Raw genomic sequence first — 24,823 nt, forward strand, 5'->3', positions numbered from 1 at the left:
GATGCGATCGAGAGATCGGAGGATGTCCGGTCCCGCAACCGCCGTAGCCGCTCGATCGTCGCATCCTCGGAGCGGGATGCGACCATGATCGGAGCACGTTGCCACGGAACTCGTTCCACGTCGCGAGCAGCGGCGACCTCTCCGTGATGGCGACTTCGCAGCATCGAGCACACGCGGCGCGGTCTGGAGGAGTAATACCTGGCGATTGCCTGACCGAGCGGGTTCCGCGTTGGAGCAGCGCACGACCAGTCCGGAAGGGAGCCTGGCCGAACATTGCTTCCGAGAGCGGAGTTGAGGAGATTGACCAAGTTGGCGTCGCCGAGCCCGTGCGACATGTCGACTACGAGGTACTCGCCGGCGACGGCGATGTCGACGGCGTGCGCACGGTTGCCCGACCGCGCACGTCGAGTGAGCAAGGAAGGCAGATCGTCTGCGGCGCAACCTGATAGAGCTTCAACCTCACCGACGAAAGCCTCGGGCGCGTACTGCCAGACATTGGTCTCGGTACTCGGCAGCAGCCCGAAACGGGTGTTCGGTCCGCCTCGCACCGCGAGCTCGTGCACCGTCTGCACGATCTGCTCAGTACGCCCGACATCGACGGGTCCCACCGCACTGATGATTCGGTTGTCCGCCCACATCATGTCCAAGGGACCGATCTTGACCGTGCTCATCGAGCACCGCTCACGGTGCCCTGCGGAGCCGAGCCACTCGGACGAGGTTCCACGGACTCCCGGGAACCCACTTTCAGCTCACGCAACCAACGGATCAGAGGTCCTATGAGGATAGCGGCCGCCAAGATCTCGGCAGCCAGGTAGGACACACCTATGCCGAGAACCCCGAGCGGCTTCGTCGTCACTGCGGACCCGACGATCACCACTGCGGTGACCATGCACTGCGTCATCACCGCCAGCGTCAGCCTGCGATAGACCCGTGCCAGCCCGTCGTACACCGCGCCAATCACGGTGAAGGGAATGAAGATTGCCGCGAGGAAGAGGATTGGAGTCCCGTGCTCGCGATACTGATTGCCGATGAAGCCGAGCGCAACGGGTCCGATGACCGCGAGCCCCGCACCGCCGAGCAAGGCAACGAAACCGATCGTCTTGACGAACTGGGCTGACAGCGTGCCGATACGATCCGGGTGCGCCGCGCATTCGGCGACGAAGGGGCCGATCAAGAGACTCAACATGACGTATACCGCGGTCACCATCGACCAGCTGACCGCGAAATACGCGCTCGCATCCGGTCCAAGTTGCGCAATGACGACCAGTGGAACGACGAGAGGCGCAATGGATGCAAGGGCTGTAATCCCGTACGAAGCTCCGAAATAGCGCCACATCTCACCGCGCGACGGCAGATCGGGCGGCCACGAGTACCTTGCATCGGTCCGGATCAACCGCCGCATCGCGATGATCACACACCCCATCGCGATGGCCGCGGTCATACCCCAGGACATGATGATCGCCAGCGCAGCACCAGACGCCGAAAGCGCCACGAGCAGGGCCAGTTTGGCTACCGCATGCACACCATTCTTCACGGCTCCCCAGCGCGCTACGCCGAGCCCGGCGACCGTGTTGTCCTGCAGCGCGAAGAGGGCGAGCACGACCACGAACAAGGGGTAGAACACCTTCTCCGCACTGGTCGGGAACAGCGCCTCGGGCCCCAGCAGGAGGACCCCGAGGGCGAGGACCACTGCCGCGACGGCGACCAGCAGATAGCCGCGGATCAACAACACACCGGCTCGGTGTCCGGCGACGGGCAGGAACCGCTCGTACATCGCACCGATGCTCAGATTCGAGAGGGTCGACAACATGATCGCCGATGCAATGGTCGCCGATGCCACTCCGACTTGGGCCGGCGTGTACAACTTGGCTGCAACGGCCCAGAACGCAAGTCCGAGCACACCAGTGCCGACATTGGAGACCACCACGGCGAAGGAGTTCAGCCGGAGGTTCCTACCCGTCGACGACAGCGGGCTCATGACAGCCTCCCATCAACGGAGAAGCGCGGCGACCTTCGCGTCGGGCGGCGCGATAGGCGAGAGGTCCGCGAAGAATCGACGTGAGTTCCAATTTGCCGACGCCGCCGGGAACCAGCGATACCAGTGCTGCCGGGGGGTTGGCGACCTTGGCCATCCGGTAACCAAGTCGGCCTGCGGTGCGCGCATTGCGCACCAAGGTGCGCAGAGCGAGCAAGGCGGTTCGCCGATCGAGCGCGATCTTGGTCAACCACGCACCCAGTCCGAGGCCGTAGCCGCGTGCTTGCACGGCCAAGGCATCGTTGTCGGCGCGGTGGCGGTGCCACACGATTGCCGACGGTTCGTACGCCAAGCTCCAACCGCCCAGCAGGATTCTGAAGAACATGTCCAAGTCTTCGCCGCCAGCGGTGGGCGATCCGACTCCAAGCGCCTCGTCGAACCCACCCAGCGCGAACACCACCTCCCGGCGGACGGCGAAGTTGGCACCGGTTCCGTAGATGCCTACCTGGAACGGAAAGAGCGGCACCCCGGCTGGGGGTGAATCCAGTTCGTACAGTGCGGGATTGCACGAGCTGGCCCAACCGACGCGCTGATCGAAATACGCCTGTGCGGGCGTTCTGATTTCGCCGCTGGGAACGATCCCGCTGACACACGCCGCCGTCGGCGCCCGGCCAAACCCGTCGGCGATGCCTTGCAGCCAGTGCCTGTCGACCAGGACGTCGTCGTCGGTGAATGCGACGATCTCGGTGGTCGCGGCGGACAACCCGGCATTGCGTGCACGCGACAGACCTGGTCGCGGTTCGACGACCAATCGCACGCGCGGATCGCCAAGACCGGTGACGTAGTTGCGAGTCTCATCGGTCCGTGCGGCATTGTCGACCACGATGACGGCGTAGTTGGCGTAGTCGAGCGCAAGGATGGAGGCGAGCGCGACCTTGAGCATGTCGACGCGGTCACGGGTGCACACGACGACGGTGATCCCCACCGCCTCGGCTGATCCAGACGACTTCGTCAGCGGCCCACTGTGCATGTGACTGACGGCATCGCTCAACTCCACCGGGTCGACCGTATCCGCCTGCACACCGACTTCGACGAACCCGACGGCGTCTCGGCCGCGACGAACGAGAAGCCGCGCGCGAGTGTAGCCATCCGAATCACGCAGCCGGTATGCACCTCGTCGGTCAACCGATGCGATGTCGATCGCCCCAATCCAGATGGCGCCAGCCCAGGTTGGCACATGCGTCGTCGGCAGGGCGGGGTGCAACTCAACCGCCTCTGCGGCGGTCGAGAGCGTCACCGGACGATCCGATGCGACGCGGCTTCCGCTTGGCCCTTCGCGTACCCGAGCGTGGTCAGCAAGACGCCGGTCACGACTACCGTCGCGCGGACGAATCCGGCGGCGCTGAAGCTCGCGAGGCCACGTGCCACCGCCCTCGGCAGCACCTTCGTGACGTAGGACCGTTCACTGCTCAGCCCGTCGGCTGCACCGACGAGACGAGACACCATCGCCTTCGACCTTCCCTCGTGGTAGCAACGGCTGACGAAGTAACGGAACGTCGTGCGTTCTCCGGTCACCGTGTGCAGCACGCGCATTTCCGGGTCGAAGAGGAGCCGAGCGGATGGCGTGCGCTGGCTGATTCGGATGCACAACTCGGTTTCCTCGCAGCCCGTAGGTTTCGAACCGACCCGCCCAACGGCAGAGTCGAAGCCGCTGACGGACACCATCGCATCCCGCCGCAGGGACATGTTGCATCCGAGGAAGTTGCGCACCGGAGTCACCACCATCGGCTGACCGACATAGCTGCACCCCACGACCCAGTCGAACTCGGCGGGCAACCACCAAGGGCGTCCAGCCGGCCATTGCGGAGCCGCGTATCCGCCGACGCCCGCCACATCCTCGACGCCGTAGTGTCCGACCATCGCTCGCGACCAACTGCTCTCGGCACGCGCATCATCGTCGAGAAAGGCGACCACATCCGAGGTGGCGGCCTGCAAACCCGTGTTGCGAGCACCGGACAGACCCCGACCGGCATCGTTACGCAACACCTTTACCCGTGGGTCGGCGCCATAGTGATCGACCGCAGCCTCGAATAGTTGGTCGTTGTAGTCGATGACCAAGAGGACTTCGTCGACCGGCCACTCCTGAGCCAAGACGGAGTCGACCGATGCACGCAAGTCTTGCCACCGTTGCATCGTGTAGGCGCAGATCACCACGGACGTCGAAAGTGGCTTCGCCCCTGGGCGATCCAGTTCGACGGTGCACGCACGCGTGACGTCATCGACTGACATGCTGACCAACTCGCGCAGCTTCGGCGAGAGCTCGCGTGCCGCGACGTCGCGGGGCCCGTTCACCGTGGATCGTGCGCAGTACACGCCACCCGTCGCTGAAGGCATGCAGATTGCTCGCGCCGTGGATGCGGCTGCGTTCGAAACTCGGGACCTCGACGACCTTCAAGCCGGACGTGAGGATCCGCACGTTGATCAACGTCTCGATCTCGAATCCGTCGCCCCACTGCGCTTCCGTGGCTTCGGTGTCGGGTAGCGCCATGGCAGGCAGGTGGCAGCGCCAGAACGCCATGTATCCGTAGCAGAGATCGGTGAACGAAGCCCCGAATTTCGCGTTGACCAATGCATTGAACAGCTTGTTGCCGAAGCGACGGGTCAGGGTGAAGTCAGCACTCCCGCCACCCTTTGCGAAACGACTTCCCTTCACGACGTCTGCTCCGCCGTTCAGGGCGTCGACGAACAGTGCGATCTCGCCTGGATCCGTTGATCCGTCGGCGTCGATCATCACGACGATGTCGGACGTCGCTGCTTGGAAACCACACACGAGAGCGTTTCCCTTGCCGCGCCGTGTTTGCGAGATGATCTTCGCCGTCGGCCACAGCATCCGAGCGACCTCGATGGAGTCGTCCTCGGAGTGCCCGTCCACGAAGATGATTTCGTCAATGCCATCGGGCATCCGCAGCGCCACGTCCGGTAGGTTCCGCGCCTCGTTCATGGCCGGAATGATGACCGTCACGGTGGTTCGTGGCATTGCCTCTACGAGCAGCGGATCGTTGCCCGTCTCGATCGTGTCTTGTTCCTCGGTGCCTGGTGCTTCGACACTCATGGCCTAAACCCCTTTTTCGGTGGAAGCAGCCATGGCTGTCCAAAGACCGTCAGTGATGATGAAGATGATCGCGTTCACGCGAGACCAACTTCGGTTCGTTGCCGAGCATCACTCCATCTGCTTTGACGGTGCTTGGCCGAGAACCCAGTGATTCCGACGTACGCAGGATGCCCGAACGACAGCTCGACGTCATTGCTAACTTTGCACGCCGATGCACACCTACACGGCAGGCGCAACACCAAGTCCGTATAGAGAGGGCGGACTGACCCGTCCGCCATCATCCGCAAGGCCATCCTCACCCCGTGGCGAAAACATGAATTCACGACTGGAAAGCTACCCGCCGACACTCTGCAACGCAACCTGAAGGTGCAATTTTGGCAAACGCCACTACCCAGTGGCGTGACAGCAGTTCCATGCACTTAAGCCGGTTAAACGAACGCGCCCTTGCAGATTTGGCTAACTTTTACGGGACACCGCCAGCGATCTTCAATCATCTGCGACCATTCGGGTGCCGGACTTGTGCGCGCCAGGGCGGGAACGGACGACCCTTGCCGCCTGTCAAATTGATGAAAAAAGTATGAAAGATGCAGCTCACAGGCCGTGCGATTTGCTGTGGTCAAGACGCGACGGCATCATCGCGGGACTGCTGAATGCGCAGTGATGTCGTTGGCCGGTCCTCGATGGCCGGCGCAAGGCGCTTGAAACTGTGCGGAGGCGCCGAGAACGGAAGTTTCTGCGGGGCGCCTGTGAATCGGTCTGAATTGTGGCTCGAGTCGCTCGGCCGCGGTAGCACCAGCGGCCTGGGGCAAAACCGAAGAATCAGCCCTCGAGCTTGTAGCCCAGACCGCGGACCGTCACCAGGTGAACCGGGTTGGCCGGGTCACCTTCGATCTTGGAGCGCAGCCGCTTGACGTGCACGTCGAGGGTCTTGGTGTCGCCCACGTAGTCCGCACCCCACACCCGGTCGATCAGCTGCCCGCGGGTGAGTACCCGGCCGCTGTTGCGCATCAGATATTCGAGCAGGTCGAATTCCTTGAGCGGCAACGTGATCGAACTGCCGTTGACCGACACGATGTGCCGTTCGACGTCCATCCTCACCGGCCCCGCCTCCAACACCCCGTCGTCGCCCCCGGAATCGTCGGTGTCGACGCCGCGGCGCAGGACCGCCCGGATGCGGGCGATGAGCTCACGTGCGGAGTACGGCTTGGTGACGTAGTCGTCGGCGCCGAGTTCCAGCCCGACGACCTTGTCGATCTCGCTGTCCCTCGCCGTGACCATGATGACCGGCACGCTCGAGCGGGATCGCAGTTGTTTGCAGACGTCGGTTCCGCTCATGCCGGGAAGCATCAGGTCCAACAGCACGATGTCGGCGCCCGAGCGTTCGAACTCGGCCAGGGCCGACGGGCCGTCGGTGACGACGGTGGCCTCGAAGCCCTCCTTGCGCAGCAGGAACGCCAGCGGATCCGCCAACGACTCCTCGTCCTCCACGATCAACACGCTCGTCACGATTGGTCCTCTCGTACATCCGACTCGTCGTCGGTTTCGGGATGGGCCGGGATCGACAGGGTGAACGTCGAACCGGTACCGGGCTGACTCCACAGCCGGATGGATCCGTTGTGATTGGCCGCCACGTGCTTGACGATGGCCAATCCGAGTCCCGTGCCACCGGTGGCCCGGGACCGCGCCGTGTCGACGCGGAAGAATCGCTCGAAGACGCGCTCCTGGTCGTCGCGCGCGATGCCGATGCCACGATCGGTGACCGCGATCTCGATGTCGTCGCCTCGGCTGCGCCGGCTGATCGACACCGGAGAGCCCTTGGGCGAGTACGCGATTGCGTTGGAGACCAGGTTGGCGATCGCCGTCACCAACAGACCCTGGTCGCCGCGGACGCTGAAGCCGGTCGGGGCGTCGGTGGTGATCGCGATGTCGGCGTTGTCGGCGGCCACCTTGTACCGCGACAGCGCCTCGCTGACCACGGAGTCGACGTCGACGGCCTCGAGGTTGGGCAGTGGTTCGGCGCCCTGCAACCGGGACAGCTCGATGAGTTCGCCGACCATGTTGGCCAACCGGTTGGACTCGGTGATCATCATGTCGGCGAACCGACTGACGGTCTCGGGGTCGTCGGTGGACGCCTGCAGAGCCTCCGCCAGCACGCCCATGGCGCCAACGGGCGTCTTCAGTTCGTGGCTCACGTTGGCCACGAAGTCGCGGCGGGTGGCCTCCATGCGGGCGTATTCGGACTGGTCGTCGACGAAGACCACGGCGAAGCGCCGGTCGTCCTCGCTGAGCAGGCGGACGTGACCGCCGACGGACAACCCCGATCGACCCGGGATCGGGCGCCGCACGGGTGCGAGGTCGAAGTCGACGTCGTGACCGGTGGCCAGGGTGCGCTGCGCGGCGGCCCACGCCCGGTCGTCGAGCAAGCGGTCGCGGACCAGGCCGAGCTCGCGCGCCTTGTCGTTCATGAAGACGACGTCACGGTAGGTGTCGACCACCACGGTGCCCACCGGCGACAACGAGACGATGCGCTGCAGCATCTGGGAGACGGTCAGGCCGTCCTCTTCGTCCGAGCGGCGTCGCCGTCGCTCGGCGATCCGGGGCGCCAACGCGAACCCGACGGCCACTCCGGCGGCCAGCGCGACGAGCGACACGACTGCCGTCAGCAGCAGCGCCGCTACCCCAGTCACGCGAAAATCGTACGCATTGGATGAACGTCATCCCAGCAGCGTGCGGCCAAATCGGGACAAGTCACAAAGACAAATACAGGAGTTCGGGCTCCGTTCACCGGAGTTCACCCACTGTTCGCCCGCGCCGGCCTCGGCGAGGACTACTTGGCACCCTGGGCGGCGACGGCGGCGGCACCCGCGGCGGCGGCGTCGGGATCGAGGTACCGGCCGCCCGCCACGGTGGGCTCGAGATTCTCGTCCAATTCGTAGACCAGGGGTATCCCGGTGGGGATGTTGAGTCCCACGACGTCGTCGTCGGACATTCCGTCGAGGTACTTGACCAGCGCCCGCAGGGAGTTGCCGTGCGCGGCGACCAGCACCGTCTTGCCGGCCCCGAGGTCCGGGGCGATCGTCTCGGTGAAGTACGGGACGAAACGCGCTACGACGTCGGCCAGGCACTCCGTCAGCGGGCCGCCGCCGATGCCCGCGTAGCGCGGGTCGGCGTCCTGGCTGAACTCGCTGCCACTCTCGATGGGCGGGGGTGGCGTGTCGTAGCTGCGACGCCACGCCATGAACTGCTCCTCGCCGTACTTGGCCTTGGTCTCGGCCTTGTCGAGGCCCTGCAGGGCGCCGTAGTGCCGTTCGTTGAGCCGCCAGTCCCGCACGACCGGGATCCAGTGCCGGTCGGCCGCATCGAGCGCCATGTTCGCGGTGGTGATCGCGCGCCGCAGCAGGGAGGTGTAGAGCACGTCGGGCAGGACGCCCTCGGCCTTCATCAGCTCACCGCCACGAACCGCCTCGGCCCGGCCCTTGTCGGTCAGGTCGACGTCGACCCAGCCGGTGAAGAGGTTCAGCGCGTTCCATTCGCTCTCGCCGTGACGCAGAAGCACCAGTGTCGCCATGGCGACGATGCTATCCCGCCGAGATACCGGGCGCGGCGTTCGCTCAGTCGTCGTCCTGATCGTCGATCAGGTGCTCGAAGGCCTTGAGATTCTTCAGCGATTCGCCGCGCTTGACCCGCCACTCCCACTCCTTCTGGATGGAGGAGTGAAAGCCCAACTCCAGCAACATGTTGAAGTCGGATTCGACGGCCTGAACCACCTGTCCCAGGATGCCGTCGATCACCTCGGGGGTGACGGACTCGAGCGCGATCTTGCCGACGAGGTAGATGTCGCCGAGATTGTCGAGGGTGTAGGCGACGCCGAACAGCCGACGGTTGCGCCGCAGCAGGTAGCGGTAGACCTTCTCGAAGTCCTCGTCGGGCTTGCGGCAGATGAAGGCCTCGATGCGGACCGTGTGGTCACCGACGGTGAGGATCGTGTTGGTGATCAGCCGCCGCTCGCCGGGCACCTGGATCACCACCCCCGACGGGGCGCCGTCGGCACCCTCGTGGAAGGCGAACTCGAGGTCGGCTTCCTTGCACGTGGCCTCGATGACCTGCAGGGCAGGGTTGTCGGCGAGCCGCGTGGGCGGCTGGTTGACGCTCACGAGGCCCGGATCCCGCGCCGGATCGAGAACCGTCGGGCGGTACGCCGCGACGGTGTGTCCGGCCGTTGGTGGCGGGCGCGATAGTCGCTGATCGCCCGGCCGTAGCTGGTCTGCAGGGCGTCCACGGTGTGAGCCCAGGAGAAGGTCGCGGCGTGCTCGACGGCGGCCGCGCGCATCGTGTCGGGTCCGCGGTCGAACAGCCCGCCGATGGCGGCGGCCCAGTCGTCGGGATCGTGGCCGTCGACGAGCACGCCGGTGACCCCGTCCCGAACGGCGACGGGAAGCCCGCCGACCGCGGCCGCCACCACCGGCGTTCCGCAGGCTTGGGCTTCCACGGCGACGAGGCCGAAGGACTCGGCGTAGCTGGGCACCGCCATCATGTCGGCGGCCCGGTAGAGACCGACGAGCTGTTCGCGGGTTTGGGGAGGAAGGAAGGTCACCCGGGGGGTGATACCCAGGTCCTCGGCCAGCCGAACCAACGAGTCCGGATTGGCCAGCCCGTTGCCCGAGGGGCCGCCCGCGATCACCACGCGCACGTCCCCCGCCAATTTGGCCGCGGCGCGCAGCAGCACGTCGGGCGCCTTGAGTGGCTGAATGCGGCCGACGAACGCGACGACCTTCTCGTCGGCCCCGAGGCCGAGCTCGCGCCGCGCCTTCGCCCGGTCACCCGGGGTGAACGTCGCAAGGTCGACGCCCGGATGGACGACGTCGATGCGGTCCGGGTCGGCGTGATGCAACGACACCAGCTCGCGCGCTTCGTATTCGGTGTTGACGATCAACCGGTCCGCCTCGTCGACGACCTGTTGCTCGCCCACCGACCGCAGCGGCGGCTCGGGTCGGTCGCCGGCGGCGAGGGAGGCGTTCTTCACCGCGGCGAGCGTGTGGGCGGTGTGCACGAGCGGCACCGCCCATCGGTCGCGTGCCAGCCAGCCGACCTGGCCCGACAACCAGTAGTGCGAGTGGACGACGTCGTAGTAGCCGGGTTCGTGAGTGGCCTCGGCGCGCAGGACGCCGGCGGTGAACGCGCACAGCTGGGTCGGCAAGTCGTGCTTGTCGAGGCCCTCGAAGGGTCCCGCCACCACGTTGCGGACCAGTACACCGGGGGCGACCCGCACTACCGCGGCGTCCGACGACGTCGTCGCCCTGGTGAAGATCTCGACGTCGACTCCGCGGCGGGCCAGTTCCAGCGCGGTCTGCAGGACGTAGACGTTCATGCCGCCCGCGTCACCCGTCCCGGGCTGAGCCAACGGGGACGTATGGACCGACAGGACGGCTACGCGCACAACCCATACTTACACCGGGCGGCCCCGGCTCCGACCTCGCCCTGGCCGGACGTCATCAAGCCGTCTTGTCCCGCGCCGCACGGCGCATCGCGGCGATCGGATCGGCGTAGAGACCGCCGAGGGACACCACGCCGGCGCCCGCCTCCTGAATGCGGTTCCCGAACGAGGTCAGCCGGAGGTCGCGCGGCGCGAGTACCGACCGCCGGGCGTAGGCGGCCTCGACCGCGGCCATGCCCTCCGGGTACTCGGTGAACGCCTGCCCGCCGACCACCAGGTCGTCGGGGTTGAGCATGTCCCGCAGCAGCGCCACCGATTCGCCGAGCACCCTGGCGCGCTCGTCGAGCAGTTCGACGGCCGTCTTGTTGCCCTGGCGCGCCGACCGCAGGACGGCCCCGATGGTCGAGGACGGGCCGTCGGCCGGCACGATCCGCAGCTTGCGCGCGGCGGTCAGCACCGCTTCGTCACTGACCGTCGACTCCAATTGCCCACTGCCGCCCAGCATTTCGGACTGTGCCGGAAGTGCGGCGATGGTGCCGGGGCCGCTGGTCGGCGAGTGCACCCGGCCGCCGATGGACAGGGCGTAGCCGACGGTCTCGCGGGCGTAGACGTACAGGCTGGTGGCCGGGGCCCCGGCGGCGGCGTTGGCGGTCGCCTGCCCGGTGAGCCGTCGGCCGCCACCCAACAGCAGTTCGGCACCGGCCATCGCGTCCACGTGGGAGGCCAGCGACACCGGCAGCCCGAGGGCCTCGGCCAGCACCGGACCCACCGGTGCGTCGGTCCACCCGAGCCGCGCGTGGTCGACGTGTCCGGTGGCGCTGTCCACGACCCCGCCCGCGGTCACGCCCACCCACAGCGGTCGGCGACGGTGCCAGCGGCTCAGGTATCGGCTGGCGCTGCCCGCCAGAGCCGCCAGCGCCGCGCTCTGTCCACCCCGCGGCGTCGGCGTCTCCACCACGTCGAGCGTGCGGCCGAACAGGTCGGTGGCCACGATGATCGCGGTGCGGGCGCCGATGTGGATGCCAAGGGTCAGGAACGGTTCGTGGTTGACCTCGACCGGCACCCGCGGCCGTCCGATGGCACCGGAGACCGCGAGGTCGGCCCGCTCCCGCAGGACACCGGCGTCGAGCAGGGCCGTGACCTGCCGGTTCACCGTCGCGATGCTCAGGCCGGTGGTCTGGGCAATGACGTCGCGGGCGATCGGGCCCCGCAACCGGGCTGCGCCGAACACCGACGCCGACGCCGCCTCGGCGACGCGCAACGACGGGGCGACGATGTGGTGCCGGGCGAGCAGCGCGCGCTTGGTGCGCGGGGTCGCGATGACGGCGGGGGTCTTGCGGAGGGCGGTGGGAGTGCTCACGAGGGGTCCTTGCGGGAAGTCGGCCGGTGGGGTTGTGCCTCACCTGGCGACTCAGCAGGACCGTTGGGTCCGGGGTTCAGTCAGGCGCGGCGAAGCTGGCGACGACAACAACACGCACGCGATGCGGCGGCGGTGAAACCCTGACTAGCGGACACGTGCCGAATTTAGCACGCTGATTACAGTAGGACGAATGACGTCACCAGAATCCGACCGGCCCGTCGCGGTCGTCACCGGCGCCAGCTCCGGCATCGGCCAGGCAACCGCGAGAACCCTTGCAGCCCATGGCTTTCACGTCGTCTGCGTGGCCCGGCGCCAAGAGCGTGTCCAGGCCCTGGCGACGGAGATCGGCGGCACCGCAGCTGTGGCGGACGTCACTGACGGCGAGGCCGTCGAGCGCCTCGCGGCCGGGTTGGACCGCGTCGACGTGCTCGTCAACAACGCCGGTGGGGCCAAGGGCGTGCAGTCCGTGCTCGACGCCGATCTCGACGACTGGCGGTGGATGTGGGAGACCAACGTGGTGGGCACCCTGCGCATGACGCGGGCACTGCTGCCCAAGCTCATCGCCTCCGGAGACGGACTGGTCGTCACGGTCACCTCGATCGCCGCCTTCGAGATCTACGACGGCGGTGCGGGTTACACCTCGGCGAAGCACGCCCAGGCCGCGTTGCACCAGACGCTACGCGGCGAGCTGCTCGGAAAACCGGTGCGCCTCACCGAGATTGCGCCGGGGATGGTCGAGACGGAGTTCTCCGTCGTGCGTTTCGGTGGCGACAAGGCCCGGGCCGACGCGGTGTACGAGGGCATGACGCCGCTGACCGCCACCGACGTCGCCGAAGTGATCGGATTCGTGGCCTCTCGACCGCCGCACGTCAACCTCGACCAAATCGTCATCCGGCCACGGGATCAAGCCACCGCGACGAGGAAGTTCACCCGCCCGGAGTGACCGTCGAGGTGGGGGTCGACGTCGGGGTCGTCGTCACCGTCGGCGAGACCGTCACCGCCGAGGGCGGCGTCGTCGTCGGAGTGCCCGACAGCGTCGGCGCGTCGGTGGGGGTGGCCGGCGCGTTGCTCGGGACGTTGGACAGCGGCGAGGTGTCGGTCAGTGCCGACATGGACTTCCATTCGTCCCAACCCACGGCCCAGTCCCAGATGTCGCCATCGGCGTAGGACAGCTCGATCGACGTGCCGGTCACCTCGACCGGGTCACCGTAGATGGCGGTGTTGAAGTACTGCTCGGCGTCCGAGGTGGACAGGTTGATGCAACCGTTGGTGACGTTGGTGTTGCCCTGCGCACCCGCACTCGACGGGTTGGCATGGATGAATTCGCCGTTGTTGGAGATCCGCACCGCCCATCGCTCGTGAGCGTTGGTGTAGCCCGCCGCCGGGTTGGACATGTAGAAGTCCTCGTACTTCTCGGTGACGACGTGGATGCCGCTGCGGGTCACGTTGCGCGGCAGGTCGGCCTCGCCGTAGCTGCAGGGCAGCGTCATGATCGTGCCGGCGTCGGTGATCACTTCGATCTGGTGCGACGACGCCTCGGCCTTGACCACCTGGCGACGGCCGATCTCGATGTCCAGGGTGGAGTCGGCGGCGCCGAACGCCCCCTCGCCGAACGGCACGCCGTAGGTGTTGGCCGCGACGTGCACCTTGGTGCCGGGCGGGTAGTAGTCCTTGGTGCGCCAATGCAGGCGCGAGCCGCCGACCTCGTCGGGCAGCCAGGCCCAGCTGCCCTCGACGGGCGGGGTGGTGGTGACGACCAGCGCGCGTTCGACGGCGGGCTTGGCGTCGTCGCCGATGGCGGCGTCGAACTGCATGATGATCGGCGCCGCGACGCCGACCACCTGACCGTCGGCGAGCTGGAACTGACCGTTGACCCGAGTCTGCGGGGTGACGGTGGTGAAGCTGCCCGTCAGCGGGATCGCCTTGCCGTCGCGACCGACCGCCGAGCCACCCCACGTGTACGTGGATCCGTAGCCGAGCGGCTCGGTCACCTTGAACGACGTGCGGTCGGGGTTGAGGACACCGGCCACGACGGTTCCCTCGGCGTTGGTCAGGGTGACGCGCTGCAGCCAACCGTTCTCGACGGACACGCCAACGGAGTCGGTGGGCACGACGTCGGCGGCGTTCTTGGCGGGCTTGAAGGCCACGTTCGCCTTGGCGGGTGCCGCGGTCGTATCGGGCGTCCCGGTCGTGGTCCTGCCGCTACAGGCGGCGAGCACGCCGGAGGCGCCCACGGCGAGGGCGGTCAGCGCTTGGCGCCGATTGAGGGTCACGTGTACACACGGTACCTAGAGTTCGCAGCCAACCAGAATCGGTTCTGGTACCAGATGGACCCCAAATGCCTGGAACACACCGTCACGCACGTCTCTGGCCAGCGACAACAGCTCTGCAGTGGTCGCCGAACCACGATTGGTCACAGCGAGGGCGTGCTTGGTCGACAGACGGGCCGAGGCGCCGTCACCGGGGTAGCCCTTGCCGAACCCAGCATGCTCCACCAGCCATCCCGCAGCCAGCTTGACCCCATCCGGGGCGGGGTAGTTCGGCACCGGTCCGTCCACCGACGCGCGCAGCCGGTCGAAGTCGGCCGGTGACACGACGGGGTTGGTGAAGAACGAGCCGACGCTCCAGGTGTCGGGGTCACCGTCGTCGAGGACCATGCCCTTGCCGGTCCGCAGCGCCAGCACGGCCTCGCGCACCCGGGTGGGGACCGCACGATCGCCGGGTTCGACGCCCAGCGTCCGCACGAGCTCGCCATAGCGCAGCGGCGCGCTGCGATCCGCGGCGTCCAGCGCGAACTCGACTTCCAGCACCACCACGTCCGACCGGTGCTTCAGGACGCTGGTGCGATAGCCGAAGCCCAGCTCCCCCGGCGGCGCCCATCGCACCTCGCCGGTGCGCCGGTCCAGCAGCCGGACGCGGCCGATGACGTCGGCCACCTCGACCCCGTAGGCGCCGACGTTCTGCACCGGCGTCGCTCCGGTGGAACCCGGGATGCCGGACAGGCACTCCAGGCCACCGAGCCCGTGGGCCAGCGCCGTCACCACCACGTCGTCCCAGCAGGCGCCCGCCTCGGCACGCACGACGTCGCCGTCGACGGTGATCTCGGTGTTGGCCAGTCGAACCACCGTGAGGTCGGGCAGATCGTCGGCGACGACGACGTTGGATCCCCCACCGAGGATCAGCGTGCGCTCACGGGGATCGTCGGGGGGAAGTTCGCGCAGGACGGCGATCACCGCGTCGGTGGTGTCGCAGGTGAGGACCCTGCTGGCAACGGGCCCCAGCCTCAGCGTGGTCATGGGCGCGACGGGGACGAACTCCTCCACCACGACGCCACCGATATCCGAACTGACCACGGGCCGTAACGGTAGCGTGGTCGGCTATGCCGCGTTCCTTCGACATGGCAGCCGACTACGACGGCACCGTCGACCAGATCCATCAGGCCTTCGGCAACGAGAGGTACTGGCGCGAGCGACTCGCCGAGTCGGGTGCCGACGACGCGACGTTGGACTCGATCGAATCCGACGCCGACGGCGGCGTCGACGTCGTGACCACCCAGACGATGCGGGCCGACCGGCTGCCTGCCGTCGTCGGGCAGTTCCACCACGGCGACCTCCACTTCGTGCGCGAGGAGGCGTGGACCCCGGTGCGTGACGGTCGCGCGACCGCAACGGTCCGGGGCTCGATTCCCGGTGCCCCGGCGACGCTCTCGGGCACCGCGGTGCTGTTTGCCACCGACAGCGGGTCCCGGCTGGAGTTCCGCGCCACCGTCGAGGTCCGCATCCCGCTCGTCGGCGGCAAGGTGGAGAACTTCGTCGGCAGCCAGCTGGTGGGATTGCTCACCGCGGAGCAGAACTTCACCACGGCGTGGATCAAGGCCAACGCCTGACGTGCCCATTGGGCAGCCAACCCGGGGGACGACCGGATACAACCGGTTGCGGCGCAGCGACCGCTGGCTGGTCCACGCGCCGAGGGTGCGGGCGGCCCTGCTCTCGGCGGCCAAGCCCGTCGTCGTGGACCTGGGGTACGGCGCGCTGCCCGTCACGACGCTGGAGTTGGCGGCACGACTGCGCACGGTCCGGCCCGACGTGCGGGTGGTCGGACTGGAGATCCACCCCGAGCGCGTCGTCCCCTCCCAGCAGGGCGTCGACTTCGGTCTGGGCGGCTTCGAACTGGCGGGGCTGAGTCCAATCCTGGTGCGCGCGTTCAACGTTCTGCGGCAGTATCACGTCGGCGAGGTCGCCGAGGCGTGGGCGCAGATGCGCACGCGACTCGCGCCGGGCGGGTTGATCGTGGACGGCACGTGCGACGAACTCGGAAGGCGTTGCTGCTGGGTGCTTCTCGACGCCACCGGGCCGGTGAGCCTGGTGCTGGCCTGCGATCCGTTCGCGATCGACAAGCCGTCGGATCTGGCCGAGCGCCTGCCGAAGGTGCTCATCCACCACAACGTGCCCGGCCAGCCCGTCCACGATCTGTTGGCTGCGGCCGATCGCGCCTGGGCGTCGGCTGCCGGGCACGGAGTGTTCGGTCCACGGGTGCGGTGGCGGGCGATGCTGGAGTCGCTGGCTGCCGACGGTCACCCGGTCGAGCCGCCGCGGCGGCGGTTGCGCGACGGTGTGCTGGCAGTGCCCTGGTCGGCGGTCGCGCCACTCTAGGCCCACCCCGCACTAGGCTGTCCCCATGCGGATTGCCCTTGCGCAGATCCAGAGCGGCACCGAACCCTCGGCCAATCTCGGCCTGGTCGAGGAGTACAGCCGCCGCGCCGCCGACGCCGGTGCGGCCATGGTGCTGTTCCCCGAGGCCACGATGTGCCGGTTCGGGGTGTCCCTCAAGCGCGTCGCCGAACCGCTTGACGGCCCGTGGGCCACGGGAGTCCGCGCCGTCGCCGAGAGCACCGGCGTCGTCGTCGTGGCCGGCATGTTCTGCCCCGCCGACGACGGCCGGGTCACCAACACGCTGCTGGCCACCGGCCGCGGCGTCGACGAGCACTACCACAAGATTCACCTCTACGACGCGTTTGGCTTCACCGAATCACGAACCGTCGCACCGGGTTTCGATCCGTTGATGATCACCGTCGACGGCCTGGCCGTGGGGCTCACCACGTGCTACGACGTTCGCTTCCCCGAGTTGTACGTCGAACTCGCCCAGCGGGGCGCACGCGTGATCACCGTGCACGCGTCGTGGGGATCGGGCCCGGGCAAGCTCGACCAGTGGACACTGCTGTCCAGGGCCCGCGCCGCCGACGCCACCAGCATCGTGGCCGCCGTCGGTCAGGCGTACCCGGGTGACGAGGTCGCCGCTGCCGGACCGACCGGCGTCGGGGGCAGCATGGTGTGCTCCCCTACCGGTGACGTTCTGGCCTCCGCCGGCGCCGACCCCGACCTCGTGGTGGTCGACCTCGACCTCGATTCGGTCGAGAAGGCCCGCGACACCGTCGCCGTGCTGCGCAACCGGACCGAGTTCGCTCGTTCCGGTAGGGCACAATCGCTGGGGTGACCGACCCATCCGATCCCTGGGCCCGCCAAGGCCAGCCGCCGCAGCAGTACCAGCCCCCGACGGGGTCGGCCGGGCCGCAGTACGCCGGGCCGCCGCCACAGGGACCGCCTCCGGGTCAGTACCCGACGCAGTCCGCCGCGCCCACCGAACCCGGTGAAGAACCGCCCCGCGGCAGGTTCGGACGACTGGTCCGCGACCCGCTGTCGATCGGGCTGGTGTTCGTCATCGTGCTCGCGCTGGCCGCCGCCGGCCTGGTCGGCGGCGAGATCTACGCCCGCCAACGCGGCGCGTCCATCGTCGAGGCCACGATGAAGTGCGTGCTGCAGGACGACGTCTCGGTGTCCTTCGGGGCCTTGCCGCCATTTCTGTACCAGTGGGCCACCGACGACTACGCCCACGTGTCGATCACCTCGGCCGGCAATCAGATCCGCGACATGAAGGGCATGAAGGTCCAGATCGACATCGACGGCGCGCGCCCGGCCAGCGACCCCAACTCCCAGGGCAGCCTCACGGCACTCGACGTCACGGCGACCTGGTCGACCGACGGCATCAAGCAGACGGTCCAGAACGCCATCCCCCTGCTCGGCGGCCTGGTCAGCGGCGTCACCACGAACGCCTCCGACGGCACGGTCGACATCCAGGGCCCCCTCGGCAGCATCGTCACCAAGCCGCAGGTCAACAACGACGAATTGACCCTGCAGGTGCAGCAGCTCACGGGCCTGGGCTTCACGTTGCCGCGCGAGGCGGTTCAGCCGGCTCTCGACGCCGTCAGCTCGCAGCTGACCAAGAACTCGCCGCTGGCCCTCAAGGTCGACGGCGTCCAGGTCACCGACACCGGTGTGGTCACCAAGCTCTCAGCCCGCAACGCGACGATTCCAGGCGGGCAGGACGAGCCCTGCAACACCGGACTCTAAGAGCCGCTGGGTAGTCCGTCGAGGACCGCGCGCGTTCCGGACAGCCCCAACCGGGTCGCGCCGGCCTCGAGCATCGACACGGCGGATTCGGACGTGCGGATGCCGCCGCTGGCCTTTACCTCGACGGTCGGTCCGACGGTGGCCACCATGATCTCGACGGCCCGCACCGACGCGCCGCCGGCGGGGTGGAAACCGGTCGAGGTCTTGACGAACTCGACGTCGGCTTCGGCGGCCGCCAGGCACACGTCGACCAGCGTCTGCTCGCCGGCCAATTCGAGTAGCGCCGCGGACTCCACGATCACCTTCAGCACCGAACCCGGCACTGCCGCACGCACGGCCGCGACGTCGGAGCGAATCGCGTCGATGTTGCCGCTCACCGCGGCCCCGACGTCGATCACCATGTCGACCTCGGCGGCGCCCGCGGCGACGGCGAGGGCAGCCTCGTGGGCCTTGACGTCGGAGACGTGCTTGCCGGACGGGAATCCGACGACCGTCGCGATCAGGGTGCCCGCGGTCCGGGCACGGACCGCGGCGGCCACCAGCGACGGTGACACGCAGACCGCGTAGACGTCCAAGGCGGCGGCCTCGGCGATCAGGGCGGCCACGTCGGCCTCGGTGGCCTCCGGCTTGAGCAGGGTGTGGTCGACCATGCTCGCGACCAGGTCGCGCGTCCAGATCATCAGAACGGCTCCTCCGTGCCACCGGGATTGCAGCGGGTGTCGACCATCGTCGCGTCGTCGACCACGGGACGCCACGGTTCGAGGTTCCAGCTGGTCTTGCCGGGCTGGACGATCTCGGCGAAGCTCCAGTGGCACATGAACTGGTCGTGCATACCGGGCATGTCGGCATCGGGCGCCAGTGCCAGCACCTCGCCCCACGCCTCCTCACCCTGGGCGGCGTCGTTCAGCTGGCCGGCGGCTTCGCGGCCAGCCGCGGTGGGATAGACGCGCAGGCTGGACAGGTCACCCCAGTGCGCCCACTGGGCGTGGTCGACGAAGGGCGGGCTCGCCACCGGCGAGGCGGCCGCGGTCGGCGCCAGCAGCAGGGGCGTGACGGCGCACGCCGCCGTCACCGCCGCGAGGGCGGTACGCAACGAGGACATCGGCTAGCGCGACTTTCCCTGGACTTCGAGGATCTTCGGGCGGACGTCGACCAGGTACACCCCGACCGCGCACGCGGCGATGGCTGAGCCGACCGGCGGCGGCAGGAACAGACCCACCAGGGTGGTGCCGCCGAGAATCGCCAACCAGATTGGCTTGCTGAGCTTCTCGGCGGCGGGATAGGCGTCGGTGCGCTGCAGCGCCGCGTGGACGAAGGCATACAACCCCGCCAGGAGTACGCCCACCTGAATGGCGAAGAGGACGTAACTCGCGAAGTCCTGAAGCATCACGCTCCAAGCCTAGGCGGGTTACGTCCCCTCAGTCGACCTGCCGGGTTCGGCAGACCAGATCGTTACTTCTGGGTCACCTTCTTGGCGGGGGCCTTCTTGGCCGGCGCCTTCTTGGCGGGAGCCTTCTTGGCCGGCGCCTTGGCAGCGGCCTTCTTCACCGGCTCGGCGGCCTTCTCGGCACGCTTGGGCAGTTCGACGCCGACCAGCTTGGCGGCGCGCTCGCCGACGGCGCGGGTCTGGGTGGCGACGGTTCCCAGCGCGTCCTGCGTGAGCTCGACGGCCTGGTCGGTCACGTTCTCGACGCGGCTGGCGGCGTCCTCGATCGCAGGCTGGCTGCGCAGGCGGGTCAGCGCCTCCTCGCCGCGCTCGACGAGCTTGTTGTACTGCGCGGTGGCGGCCTCGGCGTAGCCCTCGGCTGCCTTGCGCAGTTCCTCGGAGCTCAGCTTCTCGCGCAGCTCGCCGACCTGGGTCGGGATCTCTTCCTGCAGCTTGGTCAGCTTGGCGCGACGCTCCTCGACTCGGGCGGTGGCGTCGGTGCGGGCCTCTTCGGCGCGCTCGCGCAGGCTGGCGACGATCTCGTTGACGGTGGCGAGCGCGAGGTCCGCGGCGCCGACGGCGGCGAGCAGCGGAGCCTTGAGGTCTTCGACGGTGGGCTGGTTCTTCTCGGCCATGGTGATGATTCCCTTCGAAATTCGTGATCTGTGTGGCTGGTCAGCAGTTGATCGGAGGTCAGTCAGTAGCTGGCTCCTCATCTAGGTTGCGCACCTCGTCGAGCGCTTCGTTCTGCTCCCGAAACGAGGTGTAGATGTCGAGCAGCACCTGCTTTTGCCGCTCGGTGATCGCGGTGTCCGTGACGATGGCGTCGCGGACCTCGCTCGGCTCGCTGGGTTCGAGAAGTCCTGCCCTGACGTAGAGCACGTCCGCGGACACCCGGAGCGCCTTGGCGATCTGGTTGAGCACCTCCGCGGATGGTTTCCGCAATCCCCGTTCGATCTGGCTGAGGTAGGGATTGCTGACGCCGGCCTTCTCGGCCAACTGCCGCACCGAAACCTGCGCCAATTCGCGCTGGCTACGGATGAAGCCTCCGATGTCCTGCGCGGCGGTGGACACGACGGCGGCAAGATTTTCGTCCTGCGGCATGTCCGTCCCCCTTCGCGTCGGCGCTGGAAAAGCTTCAACCACAACGGTAGGACGGGGTGCTAGCTATTGCAAGCACTTGTTAGCGCCTTGGGCGTAAATCAGAACAGCAGCTGCGCCACCGAGTAGATGATCAACCCCGCGACCGAACCGACCACGGTGCCGTTGATCCTGATGAACTGCAGGTCACGGCCCACGTGCAACTCGATTCGCTGGCTTGCCTCGTCGGCGTCCCAGCGCTCGATGGTCTCGGTGATGATCGCTGTGATCTCCGTCCCATACTGCGCGACGAGGTGCTGGGCGGCCCGCACGATCCACTTGTCGACCTTGTCGCGCAGCTGCGGATCGTCGCGCAGCGACTCACCGATGTGCACCACGGAGTCGGCGATGCGGGTGCGCAGCGTCGAGGTGGGGTCGTCGACCGACTCCAAGAAGATGCGCTTGGCCGTGCCCCACGCCGTCTCCGCGGCCCTGGCCACCTCGTCGCGCGCCATGATCTGGTCCTTGACCTTCTCGGCGCGCGCGATCGTCGCCTCGTCGTTCTGCAGGTCCTCGGCGAACTCGAAGAGGAACTTCGTCGCCGACTTGCGCAGCTCGTGGTCGGGATTTCGGCGCACCTTGTCGGTGAAGTCCATCAGCTCCCGGTGAATGCGGTCACCGACGAGGCCGTCGACCCAGCGCGGCGTCCACGTCGGAGAGTCGCGCTCGATGACGCGTTCGATGATCTCGTCGGCGTTCAGCGACCACTCGAAGGCGCGGTCGGCCAGCAGCTGCAGCAGCGCCTCCTGCCGATGCTCGGCCAACATGCTGGAGAGCACCCGGCCGACCGGCGGGCCCCACTGGGGCTGCCCGATGCGCTTCACGATCATCTTGTCGAGCACCTGCTGAACGTCTTCGTCGCGCAGCATCTCGACGAGCACCCGCAACGCCGTCGACGCCTCCGCGGCCACCCTCTCGGCGTTGCGGGTGTCGGCCAGCCACTTGCCGGTGCGCTCGGCGACGTCGGCGTCGTGCAGCTTGGTCGCGATCACTTCCGGAGACATGAAGTTCTCCCGCACGAAGTCGCCAAGGCCCTCACCGAGCTGGTCCTTCTTGCGCTTGATGATCGCGGTGTGCGGGATGGGGATGCCCAGTGGGTGCTTGAACAGCGCGGTCACGGCGAACCAGTCCGCCAGCGCACCCACCATGCCGGCTTCCGCCGCAGCCCGGACGTATCCGACCCACCCGGCGGCACCCTGGGACTGTGCCCACGTGGACACCAGGAAGATCACCGTCGCACCGAGCAGGAAACTCAGCGCGACGGCCTTCATCCTGCGCAGCCCCCTGCGACGCTCGGCGTCGGCGGAGGTGTCGGCACCTGCAATCGATTCTGCGAAGCTCGGCCGCTGGCCGGACGTGGTCACCACACCACCATCATCCTGCATGTCTCCGCCGGCCCCTTCCTCCCGTCGGTGCAACGGGCGAATTCGGCCGTATCATCTACTGCGGACGAGGGAATGGAATGACTGCGGAAGTGTCAGGGGATGGTCCGGCGGGACCCGTGAAGACCGACGGGCGCAAGAGGCGCTGGCATCAGCACAAAGTCGACCGGCGCAACGAGCTGGTCGACGGCACCCTGGATGCCATCCGGCTTCGCGGCAGCAATGTCAGCATGGACGAGATCGCCGCGGAGATCGGTGTCTCCAAGACCGTTCTGTACCGCTACTTCGTCGACAAGAACGACCTCACCACCGCGGTGATGATGCGGTTCGCCCAGACCACGCTGATCCCCAACATGGCCGCGGCCCTGACGGCGAATCTCGACGGATACGACCTGACCCGCGAGATCATCCGCGTCTACGTCGCCACCGTTGCCGCCGAGCCCGAGATCTACCCCTTCGTGATGGCGAACAGCTCGGCGAGCAAGAGCAAGGCGGTCGCCGACTCCGAACAGATCATCGCGCGCATGCTGGGCGTCATGTTGCGCCGGCGCATGGCAGAGGCCGGCATGGACACCCGTGGCGCCCAGCCGTGGGCGTTCATGATCGTCGGCGGGGTGCAGCTGGCCACCCACTCCTGGATGTCGCATCCCCGGATGACCGCCGACGAGCTCATCGACTACCTCACGATGCTGTCCTGGAACGCGCTGCGCGGCATCGTCGAGGCCAACGGGTCACTCGAGAAGTTCAACTCGGCCCCCCATCCTTCCCCGTCATTGCCACCGCGCCTGCTTGACTGAGGTCGTGACCGACGACCTGCCCGAGCTGTGGACCCACGAACCGCACGTCCACCTGGCGTTCAAACCGGGCGACTCCGTCGCCGCCATCGACACCAACGCCACCCCTGGCTTCGAGGGCAGCAAGGGTGACGCACCCGATCTGCTGCTCGAACGCGCCGCGCGGTTCGCCGAGTTGCAAGAGATGTTGTACGCCAACAGCCTCGCCGGCGACAACCGCAAGGTGCTGCTGGTGCTACAGGGCATGGACACCGCCGGAAAGGGCGGCATCGTCAAACACGTTGTCGGAGCAGGCAATCCGCAGGGCATTCAATACGCCAACTTCGGCAAGCCGACCGATGAGGAACTCGCGCACGACTTCCTGTGGCGCATCGAGCGAAGGCTGCCCACGCCGGGGCACATCGGTGTCTTCGACCGCTCGCACTACGAGGACGTCCTGATCGTCCGCGTGCACGACCTCGTCGCCCCCGAGGTGTGGAGCACCCGATACGACACCATCAACGACTTCGAGAAGCGACTCACCCTCGACGGGACGACGATCATCAAGGTGGCCATGTTCGTCTCACTCGACGAGCAGAAGAAGCGGCTGTCCGAGCGCCTCGACCGGCCCGACAAGTACTGGAAGTACAACCCCGCCGACGTCGACGAGCGTCTGCTGTGGCCGCGCTACCAGGAGGCCTACCAGGCGATGCTGGAGCGCACGTCGACCGACGTCGCGCCGTGGCACGTCATCCCGTGCGACCGCAAGTGGTATGCGCGCCTGGCCGTCACCGAACTACTGATCGAGGCGCTCGAGGGCCTCGACTTGTCATGGCCGCCAGCAGATTTCGACATCGAGGCGGAGAAGAAGCGGCTCAAGGACGCCTAGCCCGGAGCTAGTACGTGTAGAAACCCCGGCCCGACTTCTTGCCAAGCTGGCCGGCCTCGACCATCCGCTGCAGCAGCGGCGGCGGTCCGTAGAGCGGCTCCTTGAACTCGGTGAACATCGAGTCGGCGATGAGCTTGAGGGTGTCCAAACCGACGAGGTCGCTGAGCTTCAGCGGGCCCATCGGGTGCGACAACCCGGCGACCACCGCGGTGTCGATGTCCTCGATGGTGGCCACGCCGGCCTCGGCCATCCGGATCGCGGCCAACAGGTAGGGCACCAACAGCGCGTTGACGACGAAGCCGGAGCGGTCGGTGCAGCGCACGACCTTCTTGCCGAGCTGCTCGCCCGCGAACTGCGCGACGCGCTCCAATGCAGCCTCGCTAGTGACCAGCGTCGGCACCAGCTCGACCAGCGGCAGCACCGGCACCGGGTTGAAGAAGTGCAGTCCGAGCACCCGGCTCGGATTCTTCGTCGCCGAGGCGATCTTCATGATCGGGATGCTGGAGGTGTTGGACGCCAGCACGGCGTCGGCGTCGGTGATGGCCTCGTCGAGCTGCGCGAACACCTTCGCCTTGACCGCCGCGTCCTCGACGATGGCTTCGACCACGAGCTGACGGTCGGCGAGGTCGGCCACGTCGGTGGCGACGCTCAGCCGGCCCAGGGCCTCGTCGCGTTCGGCCTCGGTCAGCTTGCCCCTGCTGACACCGCGCTCCAGTGACGTCGTGATGCGGTCGCGGCCGGCCTCGACGAGCGCCTCGGTGGGCTCGTAGATGCGGACGTCGACGCCCGCGCGCAGCGACACCTCCGCGATGCCTGCGCCCATTTGTCCGGCGCCGACGACGCCTACCCGCTCAATGCTCACTGCTTCTCCTTGGTCTCGGGCAGCAATCAGGCCCCGTCCGAACATGCGGACGGGGCCTGACGC

General features: G+C 67.6%; 26 protein-coding genes. 7 read left to right on the forward strand and 19 right to left on the reverse strand.

The genetic code is table 11. The features are described 5' to 3' along the window. Positions 1 to 667 precede the first annotated feature (667 nt). The 10 genes from ABZ195_RS14430 to ABZ195_RS14475 form a co-directional block, all read right to left on the reverse strand. Positions 668 to 1,978, reverse strand: a complete 1,311-nt coding sequence (locus ABZ195_RS14430) for a lipopolysaccharide biosynthesis protein (RefSeq protein ID WP_355218752.1) — start codon at positions 1,976 to 1,978, stop codon at positions 668 to 670. Beyond that, positions 1,953 to 3,032, reverse strand: coding sequence for a glycosyltransferase (locus ABZ195_RS14435; protein WP_355218754.1), 1,080 nt, complete (start codon positions 3,030 to 3,032; stop codon positions 1,953 to 1,955). The genes ABZ195_RS14430 and ABZ195_RS14435 overlap by 26 nt, the downstream gene beginning before the upstream one ends. Before the next feature lie 236 nt (positions 3,033 to 3,268). Next, positions 3,269 to 4,189 (reverse strand): glycosyltransferase family 2 protein, encoded by a 921-nt coding sequence (locus ABZ195_RS14440; protein WP_355219221.1) that lies wholly within the window; start codon positions 4,187 to 4,189, stop codon positions 3,269 to 3,271. Positions 4,190 to 4,250: 61 nt separating this feature from the next. After that, positions 4,251 to 5,012, reverse strand: a complete 762-nt coding sequence (locus tag ABZ195_RS14445) for a glycosyltransferase family 2 protein (protein WP_355219223.1) — start codon at positions 5,010 to 5,012, stop codon at positions 4,251 to 4,253. 894 nt (positions 5,013 to 5,906) lie between these two features. Then, positions 5,907 to 6,593, reverse strand: coding sequence for a two-component sensory transduction protein RegX (gene regX, locus ABZ195_RS14450; RefSeq protein WP_355218756.1), 687 nt, complete (start codon positions 6,591 to 6,593; stop codon positions 5,907 to 5,909). After that, positions 6,590 to 7,774 (reverse strand): ATP-binding protein, encoded by a 1,185-nt coding sequence (locus ABZ195_RS14455; RefSeq protein WP_355218758.1) that lies wholly within the window; start codon positions 7,772 to 7,774, stop codon positions 6,590 to 6,592. Before ABZ195_RS14455 ends, regX begins: the two co-directional genes overlap by 4 nt. Positions 7,775 to 7,914: 140 nt before the next feature. Further along, the gene (locus ABZ195_RS14460) at positions 7,915 to 8,655 is read right to left on the reverse strand and encodes a phosphoglyceromutase (protein WP_355218760.1); all 741 of its coding nucleotides are present in this window, start codon (positions 8,653 to 8,655) and stop codon (positions 7,915 to 7,917) included. A 43-nt stretch (positions 8,656 to 8,698) separates the two neighbouring features. Continuing rightward, positions 8,699 to 9,196, reverse strand: coding sequence for a YbjN domain-containing protein (locus ABZ195_RS14465; protein ID WP_355219225.1), 498 nt, complete (start codon positions 9,194 to 9,196; stop codon positions 8,699 to 8,701). A 41-nt stretch (positions 9,197 to 9,237) separates the two neighbouring features. Further along, complete coding sequence (mshA, locus tag ABZ195_RS14470; protein ID WP_355218762.1) at positions 9,238 to 10,524, reverse strand: D-inositol-3-phosphate glycosyltransferase; 1,287 nt, start codon at positions 10,522 to 10,524, stop codon at positions 9,238 to 9,240. 55 nt (positions 10,525 to 10,579) lie between these two features. Then, entirely contained in the window at positions 10,580 to 11,881 is a 1,302-nt protein-coding gene (locus ABZ195_RS14475; protein ID WP_355218764.1) for an ROK family protein, read from the reverse strand. A 190-nt stretch (positions 11,882 to 12,071) separates the two neighbouring features. On the opposite strand from ABZ195_RS14475, the gene ABZ195_RS14480 reads away from it, so the two are divergent. Continuing rightward, positions 12,072 to 12,824, forward strand: a complete 753-nt coding sequence (locus ABZ195_RS14480) for an SDR family oxidoreductase (protein WP_355218766.1) — start codon at positions 12,072 to 12,074, stop codon at positions 12,822 to 12,824. Here ABZ195_RS14480 and ABZ195_RS14485 read toward each other — a convergent pair. Then, on the reverse strand, positions 12,808 to 14,154 hold the full coding sequence (locus ABZ195_RS14485) for an Ig-like domain-containing protein (protein WP_355218767.1): 1,347 nt from the start codon (positions 14,152 to 14,154) through the stop codon (positions 12,808 to 12,810). The genes ABZ195_RS14480 and ABZ195_RS14485 overlap by 17 nt on opposite strands. 15 nt (positions 14,155 to 14,169) lie before the next feature. After that, complete coding sequence (locus tag ABZ195_RS14490; protein WP_355218769.1) at positions 14,170 to 15,234, reverse strand: UDP-N-acetylmuramate dehydrogenase; 1,065 nt, start codon at positions 15,232 to 15,234, stop codon at positions 14,170 to 14,172. 26 nt (positions 15,235 to 15,260) lie between these two features. On the opposite strand from ABZ195_RS14490, the gene ABZ195_RS14495 reads away from it, so the two are divergent. The 4 genes from ABZ195_RS14495 to ABZ195_RS14510 are packed head-to-tail and all read left to right on the forward strand — an operon-like array spanning position 15,261 to position 18,288. Further along, entirely contained in the window at positions 15,261 to 15,767 is a 507-nt protein-coding gene (locus ABZ195_RS14495; protein WP_355218771.1) for a DUF2505 domain-containing protein, read from the forward strand. Positions 15,768 to 15,774: 7 nt separating this feature from the next. Further along, the gene (locus ABZ195_RS14500; protein ID WP_355219227.1) at positions 15,775 to 16,533 is read left to right on the forward strand and encodes a class I SAM-dependent methyltransferase; all 759 of its coding nucleotides are present in this window, start codon (positions 15,775 to 15,777) and stop codon (positions 16,531 to 16,533) included. 25 nt (positions 16,534 to 16,558) lie between these two features. Further along, entirely contained in the window at positions 16,559 to 17,374 is an 816-nt protein-coding gene (locus tag ABZ195_RS14505; RefSeq protein WP_355218773.1) for a carbon-nitrogen hydrolase family protein, read from the forward strand. Further along, on the forward strand, positions 17,371 to 18,288 hold the full coding sequence (locus tag ABZ195_RS14510; RefSeq protein ID WP_355218775.1) for a DUF2993 domain-containing protein: 918 nt from the start codon (positions 17,371 to 17,373) through the stop codon (positions 18,286 to 18,288). The genes ABZ195_RS14505 and ABZ195_RS14510 overlap by 4 nt, the downstream gene beginning before the upstream one ends. On the opposite strand, the gene deoC is transcribed toward ABZ195_RS14510, so the two are convergent. From deoC to ABZ195_RS14540, 6 genes are all read right to left on the reverse strand, one after another. Beyond that, entirely contained in the window at positions 18,285 to 18,968 is a 684-nt protein-coding gene (gene deoC, locus ABZ195_RS14515; RefSeq protein WP_355218777.1) for a deoxyribose-phosphate aldolase, read from the reverse strand. The two genes, ABZ195_RS14510 and deoC, sit on opposite strands and share 4 nt — an antisense overlap. Beyond that, positions 18,968 to 19,390 carry a DUF2599 domain-containing protein gene (locus ABZ195_RS14520; protein WP_355218779.1) on the reverse strand — a complete coding sequence of 141 codons (423 nt, stop codon included), beginning with the start codon at positions 19,388 to 19,390 and terminating at the stop codon, positions 18,968 to 18,970. The genes deoC and ABZ195_RS14520 overlap by 1 nt, the downstream gene beginning before the upstream one ends. 3 nt (positions 19,391 to 19,393) lie before the next feature. Then, positions 19,394 to 19,675, reverse strand: a complete 282-nt coding sequence (locus tag ABZ195_RS14525) for a DUF2516 family protein (protein ID WP_263996967.1) — start codon at positions 19,673 to 19,675, stop codon at positions 19,394 to 19,396. Positions 19,676 to 19,740: 65 nt separating this feature from the next. Then, on the reverse strand, positions 19,741 to 20,349 hold the full coding sequence (locus tag ABZ195_RS14530) for a heparin-binding hemagglutinin (RefSeq protein ID WP_355218781.1): 609 nt from the start codon (positions 20,347 to 20,349) through the stop codon (positions 19,741 to 19,743). A gap of 58 nt (positions 20,350 to 20,407) precedes the next feature. Continuing rightward, entirely contained in the window at positions 20,408 to 20,818 is a 411-nt protein-coding gene (locus ABZ195_RS14535) for a helix-turn-helix transcriptional regulator (RefSeq protein WP_355218783.1), read from the reverse strand. 98 nt (positions 20,819 to 20,916) lie between these two features. Continuing rightward, the gene (locus ABZ195_RS14540) at positions 20,917 to 22,218 is read right to left on the reverse strand and encodes a DUF445 domain-containing protein (RefSeq protein ID WP_355218785.1); all 1,302 of its coding nucleotides are present in this window, start codon (positions 22,216 to 22,218) and stop codon (positions 20,917 to 20,919) included. Between the two features lie 98 nt (positions 22,219 to 22,316). On the opposite strand from ABZ195_RS14540, the gene ABZ195_RS14545 reads away from it, so the two are divergent. Both ABZ195_RS14545 and ABZ195_RS14550 read left to right on the forward strand, forming a co-directional pair. Next, the gene (locus ABZ195_RS14545) at positions 22,317 to 23,033 is read left to right on the forward strand and encodes a TetR/AcrR family transcriptional regulator (RefSeq protein ID WP_355218787.1); all 717 of its coding nucleotides are present in this window, start codon (positions 22,317 to 22,319) and stop codon (positions 23,031 to 23,033) included. Positions 23,034 to 23,037: 4 nt separating this feature from the next. Beyond that, positions 23,038 to 23,898, forward strand: coding sequence for a polyphosphate kinase 2 family protein (locus tag ABZ195_RS14550; RefSeq protein WP_355218789.1), 861 nt, complete (start codon positions 23,038 to 23,040; stop codon positions 23,896 to 23,898). 7 nt (positions 23,899 to 23,905) lie between these two features. Here ABZ195_RS14550 and ABZ195_RS14555 read toward each other — a convergent pair whose 3' ends face one another. Further along, positions 23,906 to 24,805, reverse strand: coding sequence for a 3-hydroxybutyryl-CoA dehydrogenase (locus tag ABZ195_RS14555; RefSeq protein WP_355218791.1), 900 nt, complete (start codon positions 24,803 to 24,805; stop codon positions 23,906 to 23,908). Between the last annotated feature and the right edge of the window lie 18 nt (positions 24,806 to 24,823).

It is taken from the genome of Mycobacterium sp. NPDC006124 (assembly GCF_040614235.1).
In the GTDB taxonomy this organism is placed as follows: Bacteria; Actinomycetota; Actinomycetes; order Mycobacteriales; family Mycobacteriaceae; genus Mycobacterium.

What these genes read in the sequence shown, in the direction of transcription:
- ABZ195_RS14430 (WP_355218752.1), bottom strand. Translation starts at nt 1,978, where the DNA reads ATGAGCCCGCTGTCGTCGACGGGTAGGAACCTCCGGCTGAACTCCTTC.
- ABZ195_RS14445 (WP_355219223.1), bottom strand. Translation starts at nt 5,012, where the DNA reads ATGCCACGAACCACCGTGACGGTCATCATTCCGGCCATGAACGAGGCG.
- ABZ195_RS14460 (WP_355218760.1), bottom strand. Translation starts at nt 8,655, where the DNA reads ATGGCGACACTGGTGCTTCTGCGTCACGGCGAGAGCGAATGGAACGCG.
- ABZ195_RS14480 (WP_355218766.1), top strand. Translation starts at nt 12,072, where the DNA reads ATGACGTCACCAGAATCCGACCGGCCCGTCGCGGTCGTCACCGGCGCC.
- ABZ195_RS14495 (WP_355218771.1), top strand. Translation starts at nt 15,261, where the DNA reads ATGCCGCGTTCCTTCGACATGGCAGCCGACTACGACGGCACCGTCGAC.
- ABZ195_RS14505 (WP_355218773.1), top strand. Translation starts at nt 16,559, where the DNA reads ATGCGGATTGCCCTTGCGCAGATCCAGAGCGGCACCGAACCCTCGGCC.
- deoC (WP_355218777.1), bottom strand. Translation starts at nt 18,968, where the DNA reads ATGATCTGGACGCGCGACCTGGTCGCGAGCATGGTCGACCACACCCTG.
- ABZ195_RS14520 (WP_355218779.1), bottom strand. Translation starts at nt 19,390, where the DNA reads ATGTCCTCGTTGCGTACCGCCCTCGCGGCGGTGACGGCGGCGTGCGCC.
- ABZ195_RS14525 (WP_263996967.1), bottom strand. Translation starts at nt 19,675, where the DNA reads ATGCTTCAGGACTTCGCGAGTTACGTCCTCTTCGCCATTCAGGTGGGC.
- ABZ195_RS14530 (WP_355218781.1), bottom strand. Translation starts at nt 20,349, where the DNA reads ATGGCCGAGAAGAACCAGCCCACCGTCGAAGACCTCAAGGCTCCGCTG.
- ABZ195_RS14535 (WP_355218783.1), bottom strand. Translation starts at nt 20,818, where the DNA reads ATGCCGCAGGACGAAAATCTTGCCGCCGTCGTGTCCACCGCCGCGCAG.
- ABZ195_RS14545 (WP_355218787.1), top strand. Translation starts at nt 22,317, where the DNA reads ATGACTGCGGAAGTGTCAGGGGATGGTCCGGCGGGACCCGTGAAGACC.
- ABZ195_RS14555 (WP_355218791.1), bottom strand. Translation starts at nt 24,805, where the DNA reads ATGTTCGGACGGGGCCTGATTGCTGCCCGAGACCAAGGAGAAGCAGTG.